A 22,516-nucleotide genomic window follows, 5' to 3' on the forward strand; every position below is an offset into this window, starting at 1 on the left:
TGTCCCCCCGCACGCGCTCACCGCCGAGGACCTTGATGGAGTCGACGCCCTCGAGCGGGTCGGACACCCCGGCGCCGCTCGCCCCCACGGCCACGCCCACGGCCGCCGATGCCTCCTGGGTGCGCTCGCGCCGGGTGCAGACCTTCGCACTCGGAGCGCTGGTCGGCGCCCTCGCGCTGTCGCTCGTGGTCGTCGTCACCGCGGTGTTCGCGGCGGTGCAGGGCGACCGCTCGCCGCTGCCCGCCGATCCCGCGCCGGCGTCGGAGGTGCGCGTGACTCCCCGCCCCACACCGCCGGCGCCGACCCCTCTGCACACTCCCAGTCCGACGGTCCCGCCCGCAGAGCCGGAGCCGGATGCCGGCGAAGACGAGCAGACGGACGCGGCCGTCGAGCCCGCTCCGGCTCCGGCGCCGACGGTGCCGCCGCCGACGGAGGAGGAAGATGACTCCTCCAGCGGTCCCGGCAACAGCGACAGCGCCCCCGGACGCACCAAGGAGCCGAGGAGGCCGTGAGCTGCGGTCTTCGCGGAGGCTGTCGTCACTCCCTGACCGACGTCAGCTCTCGTCCGGCATGAGGATCCACAGCAGCAGGTACATCAGGATCGATACGCCGAAGAAGACGGTCGAGGCGACCGTGAGCACGCGCACCGGCACCACGCTGCAGCCGAAACGGTCCGCGATGCCCTGGCAGACCCCGGCGAGAATGCGTCCCCGTCTGGGACGAACCAGGCGATGCATGCGTTCATCATGGCGTGGCGCACCCCTGCGCGCCAGGGGCGGGCGAGCGGAGCCCCGGCGTCAGCGCTCGGAGGGGACCAGGATCCAGAGCAGGATGTAGATCCACAGCGACAGGCCGAAGAAGACGACGGCGAGGACGGTGAGGATCCGGATCAGGGTCACGTTCCACCCGAAGCGGTTGGCGACGGCGGCGCAGACGCCGGCGATCCATCGGCCCTGCTGAGGTCTCACGAGTGCGTTCATGAGTTCATCATCCGCGAGTCGGGGCGCCGGCGCACGGGTGCTGGCCCCCGGACCGTCGGGGGAGCAGCCCGCGGCCGGGAACGAAGCCCGGCCGCGGTGCGTCCTCAGCGCTCCGTCAGCGTGCCGTCGCGGTCGAGCTCGAGCACGAGGCTGACGCCGATGCGCTCGAGGAACGCGTCGTCGTGGCTCACCGCGAGCACCGCGCCGCAGTAGGCGGCGATCGCGTCGACGAGCTGGTCGACCGTGTCGAGGTCGAGGTTGTTCGTCGGCTCGTCGAAGACGAGCAGCTGCGGCGGCGGATCGGCGAGCATGAGCCGGGCGAGAGCCACGCGGAAGCGCTCGCCACCCGACAGCGTTCCCACCGGGCGTTCGACGGCCGCTCCTCGGATGAGGAACCGCGCCAGCCGGTTGCGCAGCTCGACGATCGTGACGCCGGGCGCAGACGGAACGACGTTGTCGAGCACGGATGCCGTGTCGTCGAGCCCGTCGACGCGCTGCGGGAGGTACCCGACGCGGTCGGTGTGCAGCTCGGCGCGTACCGAACTCAGGAACGGTGAGGCGGTTGCCGCGTCGAACCCCGGAAACCCGGGGTCGTGACCGCCGGCATCCGCACCTCTTCCTGAGTTCGGAACGCTTTCGGCGACCAGCCGCTCCAGCAGCGTCGTCTTGCCCGCTCCGTTCGGGCCGATCAGCGCGACCCGCTCGGGCCCCTGGATCACCCACGACCGCTCGCCGTCGCCGAGCGTCGCGATGCGACGGCCCGCTGGCACTCCGGGGTCGGGCAGGTCGATCTTCACGATGTCGTCGTCGCGCACGCGGCGCTCCGCGACATCGAGGGCCTCGCGCGCCGACGCCTCGCGCTCGGCCTTCTCGCCGCGCAGCTTGCCCGCCGAGACCTGGGCCGCCATCCGGCGTCCGTTCGCGACGATCTTCGGCACGCGCTTCTCCTCGTACGCCTTCTGCCCCATCGCGGCGCGGCGCGAGAGGGTGGTCTCGGCCTCGATGCGCTGGCGCTTCTCGCGTTTGACGGCCTGGCGGGCCGCTCGCTCCGCGTCACGGGCGGCGCCCTGCTCGGCATCCAGCCATGCCCGCCACTGCGAGTACGGACCGCCGAACACCGACAGCTCGTTCGCGTACAACTCGGCGGTGTCGTCCATCAGCTCGAGGAGAGCCGTGTCGTGACTCACCACGACGAGGGCGCCCCGCCACGAGCGCACCATGTCGTACAGGCGCGTGCGGGCGTCTCGGTCGAGGTTGTTGGTCGGCTCGTCGAGCAGCGCGATCTCGGGACTGCGCAGACGGATGCCGGCGATCGCGGTGAGCACCGCCTCGCCGCCCGACAGCTGCCCGACGCTGCGGTCGAGCATGTCGGGTGCGAGTCCTGCCTCGGCGAGCGCGGCGTGCGCGCGCGCCTCGATGTCCCAGTCGGAGCCCACCGCGTCGAAGTGACGCGGATCGGGATCGCCGGACTCGATGGCGCGCAGCGCGCGGAGGGTGTCGCCGACGCCGAGCAGGTCGGCGACGGGGCGGTCGACGTCGAGCGTCAGCCGCTGCGGCAGGTATGCGGCATCCGCTGTCCGGGCGATGTGCCCGGCGGAGGGCGTGAGGTCCCCGGCGATCAGGCGCAGCAGCGTGGACTTCCCGGAGCCGTTGCGGCCGACGAGGCCGGTGCGGCCGGTGCCGAACGATCCGGAGACGTCGGCGAGGGCGACGGTGCCGTCGGCCCAGGCGAATGAGACCCGGTCGAGGACGATGACGGGTGTGAGAGTGTGTGCGGGCATGAGGCCTCCTATGTCAGTCGAGCGCTGACATCGAGGGACCGCGGGATCCGTCCGGAACGTGCCGGCCTGGGAAGGCTGAGGCATCGCGGGAGGAGAAGCGATGGATCGACGAGCAGCGCGGAATCGTCAGGCGCTGCGAGACGTCGAGGGTCGACGGAGCAGCGCGATTACAGCGCGGACGCGTCGATCAGCTTCAAGGGAGTTCCTCACCGAGGGGACAAAGGCCGTGAGACACCATAGCGGACGATGCTGACCATGGCCAGGGAACGCGATCAGTCGACCGCGTCGAGAGCCGTCAGCCGCTTGTCCAGGAATGCCGCCACATCGGCGAGCTCCTGCTCCGAGACGCTGTGCGTGAGGCCCGGGTAGACGCGGCCGCTGAGTTCGGCGTGCTCGGGCAGCCACTGCGTGGTGTGCGCGACGACGAACTCCGGGATGACGTCGTCGTTCGTCCCCCGGCCCCAGAACACCGGCAGCCGCAGCTCGGCGAGCGCGGCGTCCCCCGGCAGCTCGCCGGGTGTGACGTAGCCGGACAGGTTGACGGCGTACGCGAAGCGCTGCGGCTCGAGGCGCATCGCCTGCAGTGACACCGCACCGCCCTGCGAGAAGCCGAGGAGGCCGATGGATGCCGCACCCGCTGTGTGCGCGTCGATCCACGTGATGACCGCCTCGGCGGCGCGGGTCACGTGCGAGGCGTCGCGCCCCTCCAGCCCTTCGATCGGATACCAGGAGCGTCCCGGGGCCGGCCACGGGGGTGCGAGCGGCGCGGCGAGGCTTGCGACCGCGAATGCCTCGGGCAGGTACTGACGCAGCGGATAGAGGTCGTGCTCGTCGGCGCCGTAGCCGTGGAGGAGCAGCAGCAGGTGCCGGCCGGCGACGGCCGACCGGTCGGTCGACCACAGCACGGCGTCGGCGTCGAGGACGAGCGCTTCCGGCATGCCCTCATCCTCCCATCGGCGGCCGACACGGCGAAGGGCGGATCCGAGCGCCGCAGACGGCAGCCTCCGGTCGGGCCGGTCAGATCTTGATCGGGAAGGTGAGGAGGATGCCGATCCCCACGGTCATCACGACCAATGCGAGCCCGAGGAGCACCCGACCGATCCAGGTCCGCACATCGCGTTGCGACATCGCGGTCAGGAACAGCACGAGGGCGAACAGCACCGTCAGAAGTGAGTAGTTGTCGCCGCGCTGGTTGCTCTCGAGGGCTTCGGCGAACTTGGCGTCCGCGCGCTCGTTGAGCTCCACCGCCTCCACCTCGCCCGGCGGCACGTATTCGTCGCGGGCGAAGGGAGCGTTCTCGACCATCCCGTCGGCCTGCCACGCGTCGAAGGCGACCGTGAACCACGGCTGGAAGCGTTCCTGGATGTACTGCGCCAGCTCGGTGTCGCCCTCGCCCTCGGCCAGCACCCACTGCGCGTAGACCGACAGGTCGAACTGCTGAGCGGCCCGCGCCTCGTTCTCGGCACTCGCGGCCTGGATGCGGGCGCCCGACGCCTCGCTGAACGCGATCGACATCTCGCCGCCCCACTTCGACGACTCGAAGCCGCACCACGCCGTGAGCACCGCTGTGATCGACAGCACGAAGACGCCCACGATGTCCTGGATGCGGCTGATGCGCGTCTGCGGCGGGTCCTCGGCCATGGCGTCCTCCCGAAACGATGCCCTCAGAATAATGACGCATCCGCCTCGGTGCGGAGGACGCGCGGCAGGATCGGGACGGAGCGGGTATACAGGAGGCATGTCCGTGCGCACCCCTGACCCCGAACCTGCGGGCGACGAGCCGTTCGGCCCGCCGGCGGGGAACATCTCGAATCCGGCCTGGCTGAGCGACATCGAGCTGGAGGAGGCGCGCCGCCGGCTGCCGATGCTCTACGTCGAGGGTGTGCCGGTGCGCACCGACGGGATGGGGCAGGTCACCCAGGTCGGCATCCTGCTGCGGGCGACACCGGTGGGTGAGATCTCGCGCACCATCGTCTCGGGCCGCGTCCGCTACGGCGAGACGGTCCGCGACGCCCTCTTCCGCCACCTCGAGAACGACCTCGGCCCGATGGCGTTCCCGATGCTCCCGCCGCAGCCGACGCCGTTCACCGTGGCCGAGTACTTTCCCCTGCCCGGCATGACCGCCTACCACGACGACCGCCAGCATGCGGTGTCGCTCGCGTTCGTCGTGCCGGTGACCGGCACCTGCGAGCCCCGTCAGGATGCCCTCGAGGTCACCTGGCTGACTCCGGAGGAAGCGGCATCCGACGCACTCTCGGCCGAGATGGAAGGCGGCCGGGGGACTCTGGTGCGCATGGCTCTCGCGAGCGTGGGCGCGCTGCGCTGACCGATCGGCGCCCGGCGCCGGATCTCTTCGCGAACCGGCGGCGTCGCCTTTAGGCTCGCAGGGTGACTTTCGAGCCTCTGCCGTTTCCGTCCGACGCCGCCGGATGGGCGGCCTTCGCCGATGAGCGCCCCGGCGCCCGGATCGCCCGGGTCCGCGAGATCGATGGGCGGCTGAAGTCCGAGTCGTCGCTCACGACCGTCGAGCGTCTGGAGCTGTGGAACGACGCCGACATCGCCCTCAGCGAGGCCCTCAGCGAGGCCTACGTCCTGAGCGAGGCTCACCCCGATCAGGCCGTGCGCGAGCGCGCCGAGGCTCAGGTGCAGATGGTCGAGTCGCTCTCGGCGGCGCGGCTTCTCGACCGTGATCTCTGGAACGCCTTCGCGGATGCGTCGGCGACCGCGCTCGACGACGATCAGGCGCGGCTGCTCGCCCACCTGCTGCGCGACTTCCGGCGCGGCGGCGTCGAGCTCGACGATGCCGACCGCGAGCGCGCCCGGCAGCTGGCGGACCGCGACACCGAGCTGTCGCTGGCGTTCTCGCGGAACATCCGCGACGGGCGTCGCGAGATCACCGTTCCCGCGGACGGACTGGCGGGCATGCCGCAGGACTTCCTCGACTCCCACCCGGCCGACGAGCACGGGCGGGTGACGCTGTCGACCGACTACCCCGACCTCATGCCGGTCCGCGACTACGCCCGCGACCGCGCGACGCGGATCGCCCTGGTGAGCGCCTACAACGACCTCGCGTGGCCCGAGAACGACGCGATCCTGGCCGAACTGCTCGACGTCCGCGCCGAGCGTGCCCGGCTGCTCGGGTATCCCGACTGGGCGGACTACGAGACCGAGACCCGCATGATCGGGTCGGGCGCGGCGATCCCCGCGTTCCTCTCCCGGCTCGACGATGCGTCGCGCTCGGCGGCGCAGGCGGAGTACCCGCAGCTGCTGGAGCGGCTGCGGCGCGACGTCCCCGATGCGGAGGTCGTGACCATCGCCGACTTCTGGTACCTGCTGGGCGCGATCAAGCGCGAGCAGTACGACGTCGACGCCCAGCTGGTCCGCTCGTACTTCCCGTTCGAGCGGGTCGTGTCGGGCGTGCTCGATGTCACCGGCCGCCTGCTCGACGTCCAGTACGTGCCGGTCGACGCTCATGCCTGGCACGAGGACGTGCAGTCGTTCGACGTGATGCGCGGCGACGAGCGGCTCGGACGCATCCACCTCGACCTGCACCCGCGGGAGGGCAAGTTCAGCCACGCAGCGTGCTTCCCGCTGGCACCCGGCGTGGCGGGCCGGGTGCTCCCCGAGGCCGCGCTGCTGTGCAACTTCTCGCGCGGCCTTCTCGAGCACGACGAGGTGGTGACCTTCTTCCACGAGTTCGGTCACCTGGTGCACGACATCCTCGGCGGCCGCCAGCGATTCGCGCGGTTCAGCGGAGTGGCGACCGAATGGGACTTCGTCGAGGCACCGAGCCAGCTGCTCGAGGAGTGGGCATGGGATGCCGGGGTGCTCGCCTCGTTCAGCGGCGACGCGCAGGGCGAGCCCATTCCCGCCGACCTCGTGGCTCGGATGCGCACCGCCGACGCGTTCGGACGCGCGCTCGAGGTGCGCCGGCAGCTCGGGCACGCGAACGTGTCGTACCACCTGCACGTGGATCGGCCGGCCGATCTGCAGGCCGAGACCGAGCGGCTCTACGCGGCCGCCAGCCCGGTCCAGCCGCTGCCGGGGCTCCACTCCTACGCGGGGTTCGGCCACCTCACCGGCTACGGCGCGTGCTACTACACGTACCAGTGGAGCCTCGTGATCGCGCGCGACCTGCTGAGCGGCTTCGCCGGCGGACTCATGGATGCCGAGGCCGCGCGACGCTACCGCTCCGAGGTGCTCGAACGGGGCGGATCGCGCGACGCGAACGACCTCGTCGAGGCGTTCCTCGGCCGCCCGTCGTCGTTCGAGGCGTACCGGGAGTGGCTCGCCGGCATCTGACGTTTCGCCGCCACAGCCGGGGGATGTAGGGTTCACCTACCCTGATACGCAGTCACCTGCGACACAACCCCCCGGTGTCGTCGAGGACGGTGCGGCCACCGCTGCTCGCGCGCGAGGCGATACGTTCGCCTGCGCCGTGGGGCAGGACGCACGCCTCCGCCGAGCGCACTCGCCGACACAGCAAGCCAGAAGCGGAGACACACCGATGTCCGACCACGCCGTGAGCGCCGGTAATCCGGGCCAGGACGACCCGACCCCCTTCGACAACCTCATCGGCGGCGACCCGGCGACGACCTCGTTCGGGTCGGGCTTCACGACGACGTTCCGCGGGTACGACAAGGAAGAGGTCGACGCCGCGATCGCCGGGCTCGACGCGCGCGTGCGCGCGGCCCACGACGAGGTCGCGCAGCTGAAGCAGCACCAGCGTCGTGCCGGTGCTGCGGTCGCGCAGAGCCGCGCCAAGGCGGAGCGCCTGGAGGCGGAGCTCCAGGCGGCCGCCGAGAAGCGCCAGGCCGAGATCGACGCCGCCATCGCCGGCCGCCGTGCGGAGCTGGATGCCGCGCTCGAGGCGAAGCAGGACGAGATCGAGCGGCTCGAGGCGGCGCTCACCGAGGCCGAGGAGGGCCGTCGGGCCGAGCTCGAGCGGGTCGCGGCCGAGGCTTCCGCCGCCCGCGACGAGGAAGGCGACATCGTCCAGCGGCTGCGAGGCGAGATCGAACTCGCGAACGCGAAGCTCGCCGACGCCGAGCAGCGGGTGCAGACCCTGAGCGACGAGCTGGTCGGCGCGACGACGGAGTCGCCGAACCGCCAGCAGTTCGAAGAGGTGCTGCGCGTCGCCGAGGACCAGGCCAGCCTCCTCATCCGCAACGCGAGCGTCCAGGGCGATCGTCTGCTCGAGGCGGCCCGCGAAGAGATCGCGAACCGCCGTTCGTCGGCGCTGGCCGAGGCGGAGGCCATCCTCTCGCAGGCTCAGCACGAGGCCCAGCAGGTGCGGCTCAAGATCGACACCGAACTGACCGCCCATGAAGCGCGCATCGAGCGCGAGGCGGCGCACGCCGCCGAGAAGGTGTCGCAGGCCGAGCGCGAGGCTGCGGCCATCCGCTCCGAGGCGGAGAAGGGGGCGGCCGTGCTGCGCTCCGCCGTCGCGCGCGAGACGGCACGCGATCGGTCCGACGCCGAGGAGGCGGTGCGCGAGCTGCGCCTGCGGGCACTCGAGTTCGAGGCATCCCTCACCCGCCGGCAGGATGACGCGCACCAGGAGTTCCTCGTGCTGCACAACCAGGCGGTCGCCCATGCCGAGCGCATCACGCAGGACGCCAACGACCAGGTCACCGCGTCGCTCGATCACGCGCAGCGCGTGTCGGTGAAGGCCGAGGACTTCGAGCGGCTGATGCGCGCGCAGTCGCAGCAGATCGAGGCTGACGCACAGGTGCGGGCGCGAGAGCACCTCGAGCGGGCGCACGTGAAGGCGGAGCGCATCATCGACCTGGTGACGACGCACTCGCAGGCCGTGCTGCGCGACGCCGAGGACCGCACGCGTCAGCTGCGCTGGCAGCAGCACCAGCTGATGAGCTTCATGGCCGAGGTGAAGGAGCTCATCCGCCCCGAGACGTCGATCACGGCGGCCGTCGCGGGGGAGGACGCCGCCGCGATCGCGGACGTCGACCTGGAGCCGGCGGATGCCGAGCCCGGCGAGGCTGCGGACGTCGAGCCGGTCGAGTTCGAGCCCGCCGAGGCCGAGCGCGACGGCGCTGAGCGCGTCGACCCTGATCCCGCCGGGACCGATCCGTCCGTGGCCGAGCCGAGCCACGCCGAGGGTGCGGAGGCGGAGGCCGACGTGGAAGTCGCGACAGAGGACGCCGACGGCGGGGTGAGCGAGAACGCCCCCGACGAGCAGAGCGACGACGACGAGCAGAGCGACCACTGACCCCCGGTCGTGAGCGAAGGGCGCTCTGGCGCCCGAGACGAAACGCCCCGAACCTGGCCGCTGCGCCGGGTGTGGGGGCGTTTCGTCTCGCTCGTTCCTCGCTCGCTCAACGACCAGGGGCGGAGGTCTCGCGGGCGATCGCGGCGAGGAAGGCGTCGATGTCGTTCTCGGAGGTGTCGAAGCTGCACATCCAGCGCACCTCGTTCTTCGCGGCATCCCAGTCGTAGAACTTGAAGGACGTGCGGAGGCGGTCCGCGACGCCGTCGGGCAGGGTGGCGAAGACGCCGTTCGCCTGCGTCGGCTGCGTGAACGCGATGCCGCGGATCGAGCCGTCGGCGAGACCGGCCTCGATGCCCGCGCGCAGGCGCTGCGCCATCGCGTTGGAGTGGGATGCGTTGCGCAGCCACAGGTCGCCCTCGAGCAGGGCGAGCAGCTGCGCCGACACGAAGCGCATCTTCGACGCGAGCTGCATGTCGAGCTTGCGCAGGAACTTCAGCCCCTCGGATGCCTCCGGGTTCAGCACCACGATCGCCTCTCCGAGCATGACGCCGTTCTTGGTGCCGCCGAAGCTCAGCACGTCGACGCCCGCGTCGCGGGTGAACGCCCGGAACGAGACCCCCAGCGACGCGGCGGCGTTGGAGATGCGCGAGCCATCCATGTGCACGCGCATGCCCAGGCTGTGCGCGTGGTCGGCGATCGCGGTGATCTCGTCGATGGTGTACAGCGTGCCGAGCTCGGTGGACTGCGTGATCGACACGGTGAGCGGCTGCGCGCGGTGCTCGTCGCCCCAGCCCCAGGCTTCGCGGTCGATGAGCTCGGGCGTGAGCTTGCCGTCGTCGGTGGGCACGGTCAGCAGCTTGATGCCGGCCACGCGTTCGGGGGCGCCGCCCTCGTCGACGTTGATGTGCGCGGTGCCCGCCGTGACGACGGCTCCCCAGCGGGGGAGCATCGACTGCAGCCCGACGACGTTCGCACCGGTGCCGTTGAACACCGGGTACGCCTCGACGCCCTCGCCGAAGTGGCGGGCCATGACCTCCTGCAGACGCGCGGTGTAGACGTCGTCGCCGTACGAGACCTGGTGGCCGTCGTTGGCGGCGGCGATCGCGGCCAGCACCTCGGGGTGGATGCCGGAGTAGTTGTCCGAGGCGAAGCCCCGCAGGTTCGGGTCGTGGATCGTGGTCACGGGTGTCCAATCTAGTTCGCGCGGCGACCCGGCTCCGCCGGGGATCGTCAGAGCGAAGGGTCGGTGAGTTCGACGATCGTGTCGTTCGTCTCGGCGGCGGGTGTCGCCCACAGATCGGCGAACCACTGCGCGAGTGCCTCCTCGAGGCCGTCGAGGCTCTTGGTGCGGAAGATGACGGATGCCGCGGCCAGCGGCTGCCCGGAGTCCTTCGCGGCCTTCGCGAACCCCTGAGCGACGGCTCGCGCCCACGCCTCGCTCGCGGCCTTGATGGCGGCGTAGCTGGCGCCGCCGGCGAGCGGGCGCTCGACCGCCGTCGAGGACACGATGGCGGTGCGCGCGGAGGACGACGCTCGCAGATCGGCGTCGAACGCGCGGCTGACGTGGCGGAGTGCGGTGAGCGAGCGCTCGAGGAAGCGGTAGTCCTCCTCGGTCTGCCCCGCGAGGCCGCCGCCGCCCCGCCATCCGCCGACGAGGTGGAGCACTCCGTCGACGCGGCCGTCGGTGGCGTGCACGCGCTCGACGAGGGCGGTGACGTCCGCTTCGTCCGTCAGGTCGCAGATCTCGGTGCGGAGGCTTCCCGCCTGGCCGGCCTCGGCGGCGCCGGCGCCCGTGTCGAGGGAGTCCGCGAGCTCCCGCAGCTTCTGCGCGTCATGGCCGACCGCGACGACGCGGGCGCCTGCGGCGACGAGCTCGCGGGTCGCCGCGAGACCGGAGGCGCTCGTCGCGCCCGAGATGACCACAAGCCTGCCTGTGACGCTCATGCTCCTACCCTTCCACGCCTCGGGCGCACGGTCTCGACGGCCGTCGACGGCCGCGGGTCCTCGGCGAGACCCTGCGCTCCCGCCGAGGACGTCGGTGATGTCAGGAGACGCGGCCGGTGATGCCGGCGGTCGACTCGATGACCGGCTTCATCTTCTTGTCGAGCGCTTCGAAGAACATCGAGAGCGGGAACTCGTCGTCCATGACGGCGTCGGTGTAGCCCTTGGGTGCTCCGGCGAGGATCTCATCGGGGAGTCCGCGCGCCCAATGCGATGCCGGGTTGGGTGTCAGCGTCGTCCGCACCAGGTCGTACGCGGCGAGCCAGTGCGCGGTCTTGGGTCGGTCGATCGAGCGCCAGTAGAGGTCGTCGATCGCCTCGCCGAGCGCGACGACGGCGGCGGGCACGTTCTCCCAGTCGAATGCCAGCGCCGTGTCGGTCCAGTGCAGCACGTCGCGCTGGTGCAGCCACGCGAACAGCAGCTGGCCGCCGAGCCCGTCATAGTTGCGCACGCGCGAGCCGGTGATCGCGAAGCGGAAGATCCGGTCGAAGATCACGGCGTACTGCACGAGCTTCGCGTGCTCGAGCATTTCCGCCTCTGCGGCGTCCAGGCTCTCGCCGGCGTCCGCGCGCGCCGACAGCCGACGCTGGATCGCCACGCACTCGCGGAACGCCGTGAGGTCGCACCGCAGCTCCTCCAGCGAGTACAGGAAGTACGGCATCCGCTGCTTGATCATGAACGGATCGAACGGCAGGTCGCCGCGCATATGCGTGCGGTCGTGGATGATGTCCCACATCACGAACGTCTTCTCGGTGAGCGCCTGGTCGTCGAGCATGCGCGCGGCATCCGCGGGCAGGTCGAGCTTCGTGATCTCGGCGGCGGCCCGCACGACGCGGCGGTAGCGCGCCGCCTCGCGGTCCTGGAAGATCGCGCCCCACGTGAAGCGGGGGATCTCGCGCATCGCGACGGTCTCAGGAAAGAGCACAGCGCTGTTGGTGTCGTAGCCGGGCGTGAAGTCGAGGAACCGCAGCGACACGAACAGCTTGTTGCCGTAGTCGCCGGCCTCGAGCCGCGCGATGAACTCGGGCCAGATCACCTCGACGAGCACCGCCTCGACGCGACGGTCGCTCGAGCCGTTCTGCGTGTACATCGGGAAGACGACGAGATGACGGATGCCGTCGGCCCGGTCCTGCTGCGGCTGGAACGCCTGCAGCGAATCGAGGAAGTCCGGGATGCCGAAGCCCTCGTCCGCCCAGCGCTCGAAGTCGCGCACCGACGCGGCGAGGTACTCGGCGTCGTGCGGGAACGCGGGCGCGAGAGCGCGGATGCCTGCGACGATCCCGGCGACGTGGGTACGAGCGTCGACGCGTGCGGCGGCATCCGGAATCGAGCCGTCCTGCGCCTGCAGGGCCTGGATCGAGGTCGCCGCCTCTTTGAGCTGCCGCCAGGCGTCGCTGGTCTCGGCGAGCCGGGGGTCCTCGACGACCTCGGGTTCGCCGACGATGACCTGCGTGGTGCGGGCGTGGATGGACATGTGAACCTCCGATCTTCGAGTCGAGGATGATCTCGAGGTCGAGTCTACGGGATATGTTCCGGCGATATGAATGATCGACAGGAAGACTTCCTGTCGATGCAGGCGGCCGCTGGTAGTGTCGGGGCATGAGCGAAGACGGCCTCGGACGCCTCGACGACGACATCGATGCGGGGATCGTTCGCGAAGTGTCGCGCAATGCGCGCGCGACGCTGGCCGAGCTGTCCGCGGCCGTCGGCCTCTCGGTCTCGGCCGTGCAGACCCGGCTGCGCCGGCTGGAGGCTCGTGGCGTCATCACGGGCTATCGCGCACTCGTCGACGCCGAATCCGTCGGCAAGCCGCTCGCCGCATTCGTCGAGATCACGCCGCTCGATCCCGGCCAGCCCGACAACGCGCCCGAGCTTCTCGAGCACCTGTCCGAGATCGAGGCGTGCCACTCGATCGCCGGCGACGCGAGCTACATGCTGCTGGTGCGGGTCGCTTCCCCCCGGCACCTGGAGACGCTCATCCGCGACATCCGATCGTCGGCTTCGGTCAACACACGCACCACGGTCGTGCTCCAGACCTTCTACGAGAACAGGCCGGTCTTCCCTGCCTGAGTCCGCGGGTAGCCTCAGGAGCATGCCGTCCTCATCCGAGCCGCCCGCGTTCGCCGACGGCCGGGGAGTCTTCATCGTGCGCAACGCCGCCTCCGGCACCGCCGTGGTGCGGGCGGACCCCGCCGGGACCTTCGCTGCGCGACTGCCCGAGGCCACGATCCACGAGCTCGCCGACGGGGAGGACCTCGCCGAGGTGGTCGCCGGTGCGATGCGGTCGGAGGAACCCCCCGCCGTCCTGGGCGTCTACGGCGGGGACGGCTCGGTGTCGCGGATGGCGGCGCTCGCCCGGGAGCACGGGCGTCCGCTCCTGGTGATGCCGGGTGGCACCTTCAACCACTTCGCCCGCTCGGCGGGCCTCGACGACGTGGACACGGCCATCGACGCGCTCCAGAGCGGCACCACGATCGAGGTGAGCGCGATCGAGGCCCGGGCGGACGACGGCGAGCCGATCCTGGCGCTCAACGCGGTGTCGGTGGGCACCTACCCCGAGCTGATCGACGAGCGCGATCGCCGGCGGCAGTCCCTCGGCAAATGGCTGGGCGGGATCGTCGCCGCCTGGCGGACGCTCAGGACGGCGGAGTCGCTGACGATCGTGCGCGACGGCCGGCGGGCGCGCGTGTGGTCCGTGTTCGTCGGCATCGGGCGCAATGATCCCCAGCGCGTCGCGACGATGCAGCGAGAGACGCTCGTCGAACCGACACTCGACGTCCGCATCCACCACGCGCGCGGCTCACGGCTGCGCGCGATGGCGTCCCTCGCGTTCGGGCGGCGCACCGCCGCCGTGCTGCGGGCGGTGCGGCTCATGCCGCCTCGCTCCGACGTCGAGCGTCTGCTCATCGCGGAGTTCGCGATGACGGTGCGCCTCGAAGAGCGGCATCCCTCGGTCTTCGTCCACGACGGCGAGCTCGAAGAGCGGGCGCCCACCGGCTTCACGCTGCGCTGCGTCGCCGTCCCCCGCGCGGTGACGGTCTTCGTGCCGCCGCGCGAGGGCTGACCCAGCGGGCGCAGGGGGTCGGCGCACCCCCGTACGCGGCGGGCGCGCCACTTGCCGGATCGCTCAATGAACTTCTGGTTCACACAAGAACGCCGGTCCACCCCTCTGCGGCACGAACCCCGGGGCCCACTCCGTGAACCGGGACTTCATTGGGGTCGTGTGACCCGGAAGTTCATTGGGGTCGTGTGACCCGGAAGTTCCCTGGGGCCGTGTGAACCGGAAGTTCCCTGGGGCCGTGTGAACCGGAAGTTTATTGGGGTCGTGTGAACCGGAAGTTCGTTGGGGCTGTGTGACCCGGAAGTTCATCGGGGTTTTTGAAGGGTGCCGGTCCGCAGGCGGACATCGGCGGTGCCGCGGCACGCGCCGGCGACCGCCTGCGGACGGGCGCCCGGTCAGTCGTGCTGCGGGAAGCCCAGGTTGATCCCGCCGTGCGACGGGTCGAGCCAGCGTGAGGTGACGGCCTTCTCGGCGGTGAAGAACTCGAACGCGTGAGGGCCGTACGCCTTCGTGTCTCCGAAGTGCGACGCCTTCCAGCCTCCGAAGGAGTGGTACGCGACGGGCACCGGGATCGGCACGTTGATGCCGATCATGCCCACGGTCGCCTCATGCTGGAAGCGCCGCGCCGCGCCGCCGTCGTTGGTGAAGATGGCGGTGCCGTTGCCGTACGGGCTGGCGTTGATGATGTCGAGGCCCTCCTCGTAGCCGTCGACCCGCACGACCGAGAGCACCGGGCCGAACACCTCGTCCGCGTACACCGACGAGGTCGTCGGCACGTTGTCGATGAGGGTCGGGCCGAGCCAGAAGCCGTTCGGGTCGCCGTCGATGTCGACGTCGCGACCGTCGACGACCACCGACGCGCCGTCGGAGGCCGCCACGTCGATGTACGAGGTGACCTTGTCACGGTGCTGCCCGGTGATGAGAGGGCCCATGTCGCACCCGCGCATGCCATCGCCGGTGCGGAGCGTCTTCATCCGCTCCGACACCTTGGCCACGAACTCATCGGCCACCGTGTCGACGGCCAGCACCACCGAGATCGCCATGCAGCGCTCGCCCGCCGAGCCGAAGCCGGCGTTCACAGCGGCGTCCGCGGCGAGGTCGAGGTCGGCATCCGGAAGCACCAGCATGTGGTTCTTGGCGCCGCCGAACGCCTGCACGCGCTTGCCGTGCGCGGTCGCCGTCTCATAGACGTACTTGGCGATCGGCGTCGAGCCGACGAACGAGATCCCGCGCACGTCGGGGTGCTCGAGGAGCGCGTCGACGGCCTCCTTGTCGCCGTGCACGACGTTGAAGACGCCCTCCGGCAGGCCCGCCTCGGTCAGGAGCGCCGCCATCCAGTTGGCGGCGGTCGGGTCCTTCTCGCTGGGCTTGAGCACCACCGCGTTGCCGGCGGCGAGCGCGACGGAGAAGAACCACAGCGGCACCATCGCCGGGAAGTTGAAGGGGCTGATGATGCCGACGACGCCCAGCGGCTGGCGGAGCGTGTACACGTCGATGCCGGTCGAGACGTTCTCGGAGTAGGCGCCCTTGGTGAGGTGCCCCACGCCGCACGCGAACTCGACGACCTCCATGCCGCGGGCGATCTCGCCCAGAGCGTCCGAGAGCACCTTGCCGTGCTCGGCGGTCAGGATCTCCGCGAGCTCCTGCTTGCGCTGGTTCAGCAGCTCGCGGAAGTTGAACAGCACCGCCTGGCGCTTCGCGATCGACGCGTCGCGCCAGAGCGCCCACGCCGCCGAGGCGGCGTCGACCGCTTCGCCCACATCGGCGCGCGATGCGAACCGCACCTGCTTCTGCACGATGCCGAGTGCGGGGTTGAACACCTGTCCGGTGCGATCGGATGCCCCCGCCCAGGGGGCGCCGTTCACCCAGTGATCCAGGACAGTCGTGTCGGCATCCACCGTCTCGGTGTGCTCCATCGTGTCCGTCATTGTCGTGTTCCTCCTTTGGAATCCGCCTGAGCGACTCGTGATCGCCCAGCAGTGCGGGATGCACGCGTCAGCCCTTCGACAGGCTCAGGGACCGTCTTCCTCGACGCTCGTCAGGGCTTCATCGTAGATCGCGATCGCCTCCTGCACCTCCCCGTCGGTGACGACGCAGGGCGGCACGACGTGGATCCGGTTGTCGGCGGCGAACGGCAGCAGGCCGCGCGAGGTGAGCTCCTTCTTGAGCCGGCCGATCACGTCTGCGCCCACCGGCTCGCGCGACTCGCGGTCCGAGACGAGCTCGAGTGCCCAGAAGACGCCTTCGCCCCGCACCTCGCCGATGAGCGGATGCCGCGCCGCGAGGTCGCGCAGCCCCGGGCCGATCGCGTCCTCGCCCACGCGGCGGGCGTTGTCGACGATGCCCTCCGCCTCCATCGCGTCGATGGAGGCGATGATGGATGCCGCCGCCAGCGGGTGCCCGGAGTACGTGAGCCCGCCGGGGAAGACGCGGTCGTCGAAGGTCGCCGAGATCTCGTCCGAGATGATCACGCCGCCCACCGGGACGTAGCCGGAGTTCACGCCCTTCGCGAAGGTGATGAGGTCGGGCACGACGTCGTACCCCTGGAACGCGAACCAGCGCCCGGTCCGGCCGAACCCGGCCATGACCTCGTCGAGGATCAGCACGATGCCGTATCGGTCGGCCAGCGCCCGCACACCGGCGAGGTAGCCGGGGGGCGGCAGCAGGATGCCGGCGGTGCCCGGAATCGACTCGAGCAGCAGCGCCGCGATCGTCGAGGGGCCCTCCGACTGGATGACGCGCTCGAGGTGGTGCAGCGCCCGCTCCGACTCTTCCTCGGGCGTGGTCGCCCAGAACTCGGAGCGGTACAGATACGGACCGAAGAAGTGCACGTGGCCGCGGGCGAACTGATTCGGCATCCGTCGCCAGTCGCCGGTCGCGACGATCGCCGCCCCGGTGTTGCCGTGGTACGACCGGTAGGTCGAGAGGACCGTGTCGCGGCCGGTGTGAAGGCGGGCCATGCGGATCGCGTTCTCGATCGCGTCGGCGCCGCCGTTGGTGAAGAAGACCTTGGCGAAGCCGTCCGGCGCCTTGCCGAGGATGCGCTGCGCCGCCCGGCCGCGGGCGAGGTTGGCCGTGGCGGGGCCGATCGTCGCGAGCTCGTCGGCCTGCGCCCGGATGGCCGCGACGACGGCAGGATGCTGGTGCCCGATGTTGACGTTCACCAGCTGGCTCGAGAAGTCGAGCGTGCGACGGCCGGCGTGATCCCACACCACTGTTCCGGCGCCGCCCGCGATGACGGGGAGGTCGAGCCCGGCCTGCGCGGACCAGGAGTGGAACACGTGCTCGCGGTCGAGCTGCTTCGCGAGCGCGTCGAGATCTTCGGTCATGCGGCCACGCTTCCCGTTCTCCGTCGCCGGGTCAAGGGCGTTTCGTCTCGCTCAGGGCGTTTCGTCTCTGCGTTTCGACTCGCAAGCTCGCACAACGACCGCGTTCCTCGCCCGCTCAACGACCGAGCGCGGAGCCCGGTCGTTGAGCGAGCGAGGAACGAGCGAGACGAAACGCATCCCGACCTACTGACCGCCCTCGGTGAGGGTGACGTCGATCGGCGTGTACTCGCCGGCGACCTCGACGCCCTCGTCCTTCAGCTCGGCGAGCGCCTTCTCGATGTACTCGTTCGAGTAGGCCGAGTCGGCGGGCTCCGTGGTGATGAGCTCGAGGTCGTCCTGGTTCTTGGCCGACAGCGCTCCGGCCACGGTCTTGTCCCACGCGGCCTCATCGACGAGCCCGAAGTCGGCACCCGTCCAGATGAGCTTGTTGACCTCGTTCATCTGCCACAGCTGGTGCACGGGGCCCACGGGGAACGCGGCCTCGGCGTTGGAGGCGATGTCGTAGACGATCGTCGCAGCCTCCTCGGGGTTGTCGCGCGCGTAGATCCAGCCCTTGGTCACGGCTTTCAGGAACCGGACGGCCGCGTCGGCGTACGCCGGGTCCTCCTCGAGGCGCTGGGTGTCCGCCCAGATCGCGTCCTGCAGCATGGCGCCCTCGGTGTCTTCGTACGAGATGACGTCGAAGTCCTCGGGCTGGTAGAGCTCGCCCGTCTCCGGGTTCACGACCTCGAGGATCTGCGCCCACTCGTTGTACGTCATCGCCTGGGCGGCGTCGACGTCACGGTCGAGCAGGGCGTTCATCGAGAAGTCCTGGGTCGTGATCGACACGGAGGTGGAATCGAGGTCCTCGGCGGCCATCGCGGCGAAGATCTCCCACTCGTTGCCGAAGCCCCACGAGCCGATGCGCTTGCCTTCGAAGTCCGAGACGGACGTGATGCCATCGCCCTTCCACGCGACCTGCAGGGTGCCCGACTTCTGGAACACCTGCGCGATGTCGGTGAGCTCGACGCCCGTCGCCTCGAGCGTGCCGAGCACCTTCGGCACCCAGGCGATCGCGAAGTCGACATCGCCCGCGACGAGGGCGTCCTGCGGCACGATGTCACCGCCCGACGGCACGATCTCGACGTCGTCGAAGCCCTCCTCCTCGAAGTAGCCCTGCTCCTGGGCGACGTAGTAGCCGGCGAACTGCGCCTGCGGCAGCCACTGCAGCTGCAGCTTGATCGAGCTGAGCGGTTCGAAGTCCGCGTCGTCGCTGCTGTCATCGGTGTCGCCCGAGCCGGAGCAGGCGGCGAGGGCGAGTGCCGCGATGGTCGCGACGGATGCCGCGGCCAGCCCACGTCGGATGCCGGACCTGCGTGAGTTGCTGTGTCTCATTGCGTTCCTTTCGTGTGGTGCGTCTTTTCTTGGTGGTAGAGCCTGTCGATACCCGCCGGTCAGCCCGGCGACCGCCTCGTCGCCAGCCGCTCCAGCAGCGAGGTCACGAGGAAGAACACGAGGCCGATGATGATGCCGCCGAGGACATAGGCCCATGCGAGGGCGGCGCGCCCCGATTTCGCGTAAGTCGCGATGGCGGTGCCGATGCCGTCGGCCGGGCCGCCGAAGTACTCGGCGACCAACGCGGCGATCACGGCGAGCGAGCTGGCGATGCGCAGGCCCGTCATCAGGTAGGGGAGCGCGGTCGGCAGGGTGAGCACGCGGAACGTCTGGAAGCCGGATGCCGCCGACGAGCGCAGCAGATCGCGATGCACGGGCCGGGTCTGACGAAGGCCGCGCAGGACGTTGACGAACACGGGGATGAAGGCCGCGATCGTCGCCACCGCCTGGCGCCCGAACTGGCTTGACGCGCCGAACATCGTGTTGAGGATCGGCGTGACCGCGACGATCGGGATGACCGCCAAGGCCGACACCAGCGGGGCGAGCATGCCGTCGATGGGCCGGGCCGCGGCGGCGAGTCCCGCGAACAAGAGCGCGAGGAGGGATCCGACCACGAGCCCGATCAGCGCGTTCGTGGCCGTGATCCTCATGTCGTCGAGGATGATCGGGAACCGGCGGACGAACTCCTCCGCGATCGCGATCGGGCTCGGCAGCATCCGGGGCGCGGTGCCGAGCACGTCGACCCAGAAGATCCAGATCGCGAGGATCAGGATGCCGACCACGACGGGCGCCACCCACCGCAGCCACCCTGGAAGCTCGCGCTCGCCGGGCTCGGGGCGCTGCGCCTTGCCCGCCGGCGTCGGCGGGGCGGGCAGCATCGTGGTCGCCGTATCCGTCATGATTCACTCGCCCTCGCGACGGGCGAGCCGTGCAAGGCCTCGCGGACGGCGGTGACGCGATCGAAGAACGCCGGCGACTCGCGCAGCGCCTCGTCGCGCTGATCGCCGAGACCCGTCTCGATGACGTCGGTGATGCGGCCGGGACGCGGGCTCATCACGACGACGCGGTCGGACAGGAAGACGGCTTCGGGGATCGAGTGCGTCACGAACACCACGGCGGCCGATGTCTCGGCGGCGATGCGTGTGAGCTCGGATTGGAGCCGCTCGCGCGTCATCTCGTCCAGCGCGCCGAACGGCTCGTCCATGAGCAGGAGCCTCGGCCGCGCGGCGAGTGCGCGCGCGATGGCGACGCGCTGCTGCATGCCGCCCGACAGCTGGTCGGGGTACCGGTCGACGAAGTCCGAGAGACCGACCAGCTCGGCGAGCTCGGCGACGCGGGTCGCCCGCGCGGCCTTGCCGGTGCCGTGCAGCTCGAGCGGCAGTCCGATGTTGGCGGCCACCGTGCGCCACGGCAGGAGTCCTGCCTGCTGGAAGGCGATGCCGTAGTCCTGGTCGATGCGGGCGCGCTTGGCCGGCTTGCCGAAGATCTCGAGGGTGCCGGTGGTGGCCTGGTCGAGGTCGGCGATCAGGCGCAGCAGCGTCGACTTGCCGCAGCCCGAGGGGCCGATGAGCGACACGAACTCGCCGGCGGCGACCTCCAGTTCGACCTCGGTGAGCGCGACGACCTCCCCGGTCTTCGTCGGGAAGACCTTCCCGACTGCGGCTGCGTGCACGGCCCACGGCCCCTGAGCTTCTCGAAGGGTCATGCGGTGGCCTCTCCTCTGCGGTAGTTGGCGAGTCCGAGGCCGATGAGGGCCACCGAGCCGGCGGCGATCAGGCCGAGGGCGATCGAGCCGAACGTCGGTCCCCACGGCGCGGCGGGGTCGCTCGAGGCCTGGCCGGCGAGCTGGATCAGCATGCGGCCGATCCCGCCGCGCATGCCGATCGACACCTCGGCGACGACGGCGCCGAGCACGGCGTTCGCGGCGGCGAGCCGGAGCGCGGGCAGCAGGTGCGGCACCGCGGCGGGCAGCCGAAGGCGCAGGAGCGTCGGCCAATAGCCGGCGGCGTAGCTGTTCATCAGATCGAGGTGGATGCGGTCGGGTGAGCCGAGGCCGCGGAGCACGCCGACGGCGACCGGGAAGAACGCGAGGTACGACGCGATGACGGCGACAGACAGCCACTGCGGCCAGGAGCCGCCGCCGCGGTCGATCTGATTGCCGATGGCGTTGACGACCGGGGCGAACGCGATGAGCGGCACGATCTGGCTGACCACGATCCAGGGGAGCAGGCCCCACTCCAGCAGGCGCCAGCGCTGCATGACGAGTCCGAGCACGGCGCCGACGGCGACGCCGATCAGCCAGCCGACGGCCGCGATGCCGAGCGTCACGAGCGCGGCGCCGGCGACAGAGACCCACAGCGGCGGGGTGTCGCCGCCGCTGGTCGGGGCGAACAGCCGGGCGACCATGTCCCAGACGTGCGGCATGGCGCGGTCGTGGGTGCGCGGCAGGATCATGACCCCCGAGCCCGACTCGCCGGCCACCGCCCCGACCACGAACCCGTCGCTGGGGCCGAGGAACTTGTACAGCTCCCACAGCACGAGCACGGCGAGCACGCCGAGGGCTCCCCAGCCCGCGGCGATCCAGCCGCGCAGCTCGCCCTGCCTCCGGGCCGACCAGCCGATCGGTCTCATGCCGCAGCCCTCACTTCTTCGCGGCGACGTGGGTCTGAAGCGCAGGGATCACGGTCTCGCCGTAGACGCGGAGGGTCTCCTCCTTGTTGTCGTGCTGCAGGTAGCCGGCGAACTGCGTGACGCCGAGCTCGCGCAGCTGCTCGAGCTTGGCGATGTGCTCGTCGGCACTCCCGAGGATGCAGAAGCGCTCGACGATCTCGTCGGGCACGAAGTCGACATGGTCGTTGTCCGCCTTGCCGTGCGTGTTGTAGTCGTATCCCTGGCGACCGGCGATGTAGTCCGTCAGCGCGTCGGGAACGGCCCCGTGCTCGCCGTACTTGGCCACGATGTCGGCGACGTGGTTGCCCACCATCCCGCCGAACCACCGGCACTGGTCGCGCATGTGCGCCCGGTCCTCGCCGATGTACATGGGCGCCGCCACGCAGAACGACAGCGACTCCGGGTCGCGGCCGGCGGCGGCCGCGGCATCCTTCACCGTCTTGATCATCCAGGCGGCGATGTCGACGTCCGCGAGCTGCAGGATGAAGCCGTCGCCGACCTCGCCGGTGAGCTTCAGCGCCAGTGGGCCGTAGGCGGCCACCCAGACGTCGAGCTGCGATCCGCGGCTCCACGGGAACTGCAGGGTCGCACCCTTGTACTCGACCGGGCGGGAATTGGCGAGCTCTCGGATCACGTGGATCGACTCGCGCAGCTCGGCCATCGTCACCGGCTTGCCGTTCGTGACGCGCACCGCCGAGTCACCGCGGCCGATGCCGCAGATCGTGCGGTTGCCGTACATCTCGTTGAGCGTGGCGAAGACGGATGCGGTGACCGTCCAGTCGCGCGTCGCGGGGTTCGTGACGAACGGCCCGACGGTGACCCGCTTGGTCTCGGCGAGGATCGCGGAGTGGATGACGTAGGGCTCCTGCCACAGCAGGTGCGAGTCGAACGTCCACACGTGGCTGAACCCGTGCGCCTCGGCGAGCCGGGCGAGCTGCACGGTGCGCGCGGCGGGCGGATTGGTCTGCAGGACGACTCCGAAGTCCATGTGTGCTCCTACGTTCGTGACGTTTCGTCTCGCTCGTCCCTCGCTCGCTCGACGACCGGGTGACGTACCGGTCCTTGAGCGAGCGAAGCGAGACGAAACGCAG

Annotated in this window: 21 protein-coding genes; 6 read left to right on the top strand and 15 right to left on the bottom strand. The window is 70.6% G+C overall.

The features are described 5' to 3' along the window. Positions 1 to 35 precede the first annotated feature (35 nt). Positions 36 to 512: a hypothetical protein gene (locus MRBLMI12_RS12955; protein ID WP_363356872.1), complete on the top strand. Its 477-nt coding sequence runs from the start codon at positions 36 to 38 to the stop codon at positions 510 to 512. Between the two features lie 42 nt (positions 513 to 554). Here the strand turns inward: MRBLMI12_RS12955 and MRBLMI12_RS12960 are convergent, their stop codons facing one another. The 5 genes from MRBLMI12_RS12960 to MRBLMI12_RS12980 all read right to left on the bottom strand — a co-directional run bounded on the left by MRBLMI12_RS12960 (position 555) and on the right by MRBLMI12_RS12980 (position 4,402). After that, complete coding sequence (locus MRBLMI12_RS12960; RefSeq protein ID WP_349426283.1) at positions 555 to 737, bottom strand: PspC domain-containing protein; 183 nt, start codon at positions 735 to 737, stop codon at positions 555 to 557. Positions 738 to 797: 60 nt separating this feature from the next. Then, on the bottom strand, positions 798 to 980 hold the full coding sequence (locus MRBLMI12_RS12965; protein ID WP_349426284.1) for a PspC domain-containing protein: 183 nt from the start codon (positions 978 to 980) through the stop codon (positions 798 to 800). 104 nt (positions 981 to 1,084) lie between these two features. Continuing rightward, on the bottom strand, positions 1,085 to 2,761 hold the full coding sequence (locus MRBLMI12_RS12970; protein WP_363356874.1) for an ABC-F family ATP-binding cassette domain-containing protein: 1,677 nt from the start codon (positions 2,759 to 2,761) through the stop codon (positions 1,085 to 1,087). 272 nt (positions 2,762 to 3,033) lie between these two features. Further along, complete coding sequence (locus MRBLMI12_RS12975; protein ID WP_363356875.1) at positions 3,034 to 3,699, bottom strand: alpha/beta hydrolase; 666 nt, start codon at positions 3,697 to 3,699, stop codon at positions 3,034 to 3,036. Positions 3,700 to 3,778: 79 nt separating this feature from the next. Then, positions 3,779 to 4,402 carry a hypothetical protein gene (locus tag MRBLMI12_RS12980; RefSeq protein ID WP_349426289.1) on the bottom strand — a complete coding sequence of 208 codons (624 nt, stop codon included), beginning with the start codon at positions 4,400 to 4,402 and terminating at the stop codon, positions 3,779 to 3,781. Between the two features lie 97 nt (positions 4,403 to 4,499). Here MRBLMI12_RS12980 and MRBLMI12_RS12985 point away from each other — a divergent pair, with 97 nt between their 5' ends. From MRBLMI12_RS12985 to MRBLMI12_RS12995, 3 genes are all read left to right on the top strand, one after another. Next, positions 4,500 to 5,087 (top strand): NUDIX hydrolase family protein, encoded by a 588-nt coding sequence (locus tag MRBLMI12_RS12985; protein ID WP_349426290.1) that lies wholly within the window; start codon positions 4,500 to 4,502, stop codon positions 5,085 to 5,087. 62 nt (positions 5,088 to 5,149) lie between these two features. Further along, on the top strand, positions 5,150 to 7,063 hold the full coding sequence (locus tag MRBLMI12_RS12990; RefSeq protein WP_363356876.1) for a M3 family metallopeptidase: 1,914 nt from the start codon (positions 5,150 to 5,152) through the stop codon (positions 7,061 to 7,063). Between the two features lie 205 nt (positions 7,064 to 7,268). Then, positions 7,269 to 8,990: a hypothetical protein gene (locus MRBLMI12_RS12995; RefSeq protein WP_363356877.1), complete on the top strand. Its 1,722-nt coding sequence runs from the start codon at positions 7,269 to 7,271 to the stop codon at positions 8,988 to 8,990. A 106-nt stretch (positions 8,991 to 9,096) separates the two neighbouring features. Here the strand turns inward: MRBLMI12_RS12995 and MRBLMI12_RS13000 are convergent, their stop codons facing one another. From MRBLMI12_RS13000 to MRBLMI12_RS13010, 3 genes are all read right to left on the bottom strand, one after another. Beyond that, positions 9,097 to 10,173 (bottom strand): threonine aldolase family protein, encoded by a 1,077-nt coding sequence (locus MRBLMI12_RS13000; protein WP_363356878.1) that lies wholly within the window; start codon positions 10,171 to 10,173, stop codon positions 9,097 to 9,099. 47 nt (positions 10,174 to 10,220) lie between these two features. Beyond that, positions 10,221 to 10,934: an SDR family NAD(P)-dependent oxidoreductase gene (locus MRBLMI12_RS13005; RefSeq protein ID WP_363356879.1), complete on the bottom strand. Its 714-nt coding sequence runs from the start codon at positions 10,932 to 10,934 to the stop codon at positions 10,221 to 10,223. 100 nt (positions 10,935 to 11,034) lie between these two features. Beyond that, positions 11,035 to 12,465, bottom strand: coding sequence for a DUF6421 family protein (locus MRBLMI12_RS13010; RefSeq protein ID WP_363356880.1), 1,431 nt, complete (start codon positions 12,463 to 12,465; stop codon positions 11,035 to 11,037). Positions 12,466 to 12,590: 125 nt separating this feature from the next. Here MRBLMI12_RS13010 and MRBLMI12_RS13015 point away from each other — a divergent pair, with 125 nt between their 5' ends. Beyond that, positions 12,591 to 13,061, top strand: coding sequence for an Lrp/AsnC family transcriptional regulator (locus tag MRBLMI12_RS13015; protein ID WP_363356881.1), 471 nt, complete (start codon positions 12,591 to 12,593; stop codon positions 13,059 to 13,061). A 22-nt stretch (positions 13,062 to 13,083) separates the two neighbouring features. Then, on the top strand, positions 13,084 to 14,055 hold the full coding sequence (locus MRBLMI12_RS13020; protein WP_363356882.1) for a diacylglycerol/lipid kinase family protein: 972 nt from the start codon (positions 13,084 to 13,086) through the stop codon (positions 14,053 to 14,055). Between the two features lie 392 nt (positions 14,056 to 14,447). Here the strand turns inward: MRBLMI12_RS13020 and MRBLMI12_RS13025 are convergent, their stop codons facing one another. From MRBLMI12_RS13025 to MRBLMI12_RS13055, 7 genes are all read right to left on the bottom strand, one after another. Continuing rightward, positions 14,448 to 15,980: a CoA-acylating methylmalonate-semialdehyde dehydrogenase gene (locus tag MRBLMI12_RS13025; protein ID WP_363356883.1), complete on the bottom strand. Its 1,533-nt coding sequence runs from the start codon at positions 15,978 to 15,980 to the stop codon at positions 14,448 to 14,450. Between the two features lie 84 nt (positions 15,981 to 16,064). Next, entirely contained in the window at positions 16,065 to 17,381 is a 1,317-nt protein-coding gene (locus MRBLMI12_RS13030) for an aspartate aminotransferase family protein (RefSeq protein WP_363356884.1), read from the bottom strand. A 183-nt stretch (positions 17,382 to 17,564) separates the two neighbouring features. Continuing rightward, complete coding sequence (locus MRBLMI12_RS13035) at positions 17,565 to 18,755, bottom strand: ABC transporter substrate-binding protein (RefSeq protein ID WP_363356885.1); 1,191 nt, start codon at positions 18,753 to 18,755, stop codon at positions 17,565 to 17,567. A gap of 59 nt (positions 18,756 to 18,814) precedes the next feature. Continuing rightward, entirely contained in the window at positions 18,815 to 19,654 is an 840-nt protein-coding gene (locus MRBLMI12_RS13040; RefSeq protein ID WP_349426301.1) for an ABC transporter permease, read from the bottom strand. Continuing rightward, positions 19,651 to 20,460 carry an ABC transporter ATP-binding protein gene (locus MRBLMI12_RS13045; protein WP_363356886.1) on the bottom strand — a complete coding sequence of 270 codons (810 nt, stop codon included), beginning with the start codon at positions 20,458 to 20,460 and terminating at the stop codon, positions 19,651 to 19,653. The genes MRBLMI12_RS13040 and MRBLMI12_RS13045 overlap by 4 nt, the downstream gene beginning before the upstream one ends. Continuing rightward, complete coding sequence (locus MRBLMI12_RS13050; protein ID WP_363356887.1) at positions 20,457 to 21,386, bottom strand: ABC transporter permease; 930 nt, start codon at positions 21,384 to 21,386, stop codon at positions 20,457 to 20,459. The genes MRBLMI12_RS13045 and MRBLMI12_RS13050 overlap by 4 nt, the downstream gene beginning before the upstream one ends. 10 nt (positions 21,387 to 21,396) lie before the next feature. Continuing rightward, positions 21,397 to 22,413, bottom strand: a complete 1,017-nt coding sequence (locus MRBLMI12_RS13055) for a TIGR03842 family LLM class F420-dependent oxidoreductase (protein ID WP_363356888.1) — start codon at positions 22,411 to 22,413, stop codon at positions 21,397 to 21,399. Positions 22,414 to 22,516 lie beyond the last annotated feature (103 nt).

Origin of the sequence: Microbacterium sp. LMI12-1-1.1 (assembly GCF_040676455.1) — a bacterium.
Taxonomy (GTDB): domain Bacteria; phylum Actinomycetota; class Actinomycetes; order Actinomycetales; family Microbacteriaceae; genus Microbacterium.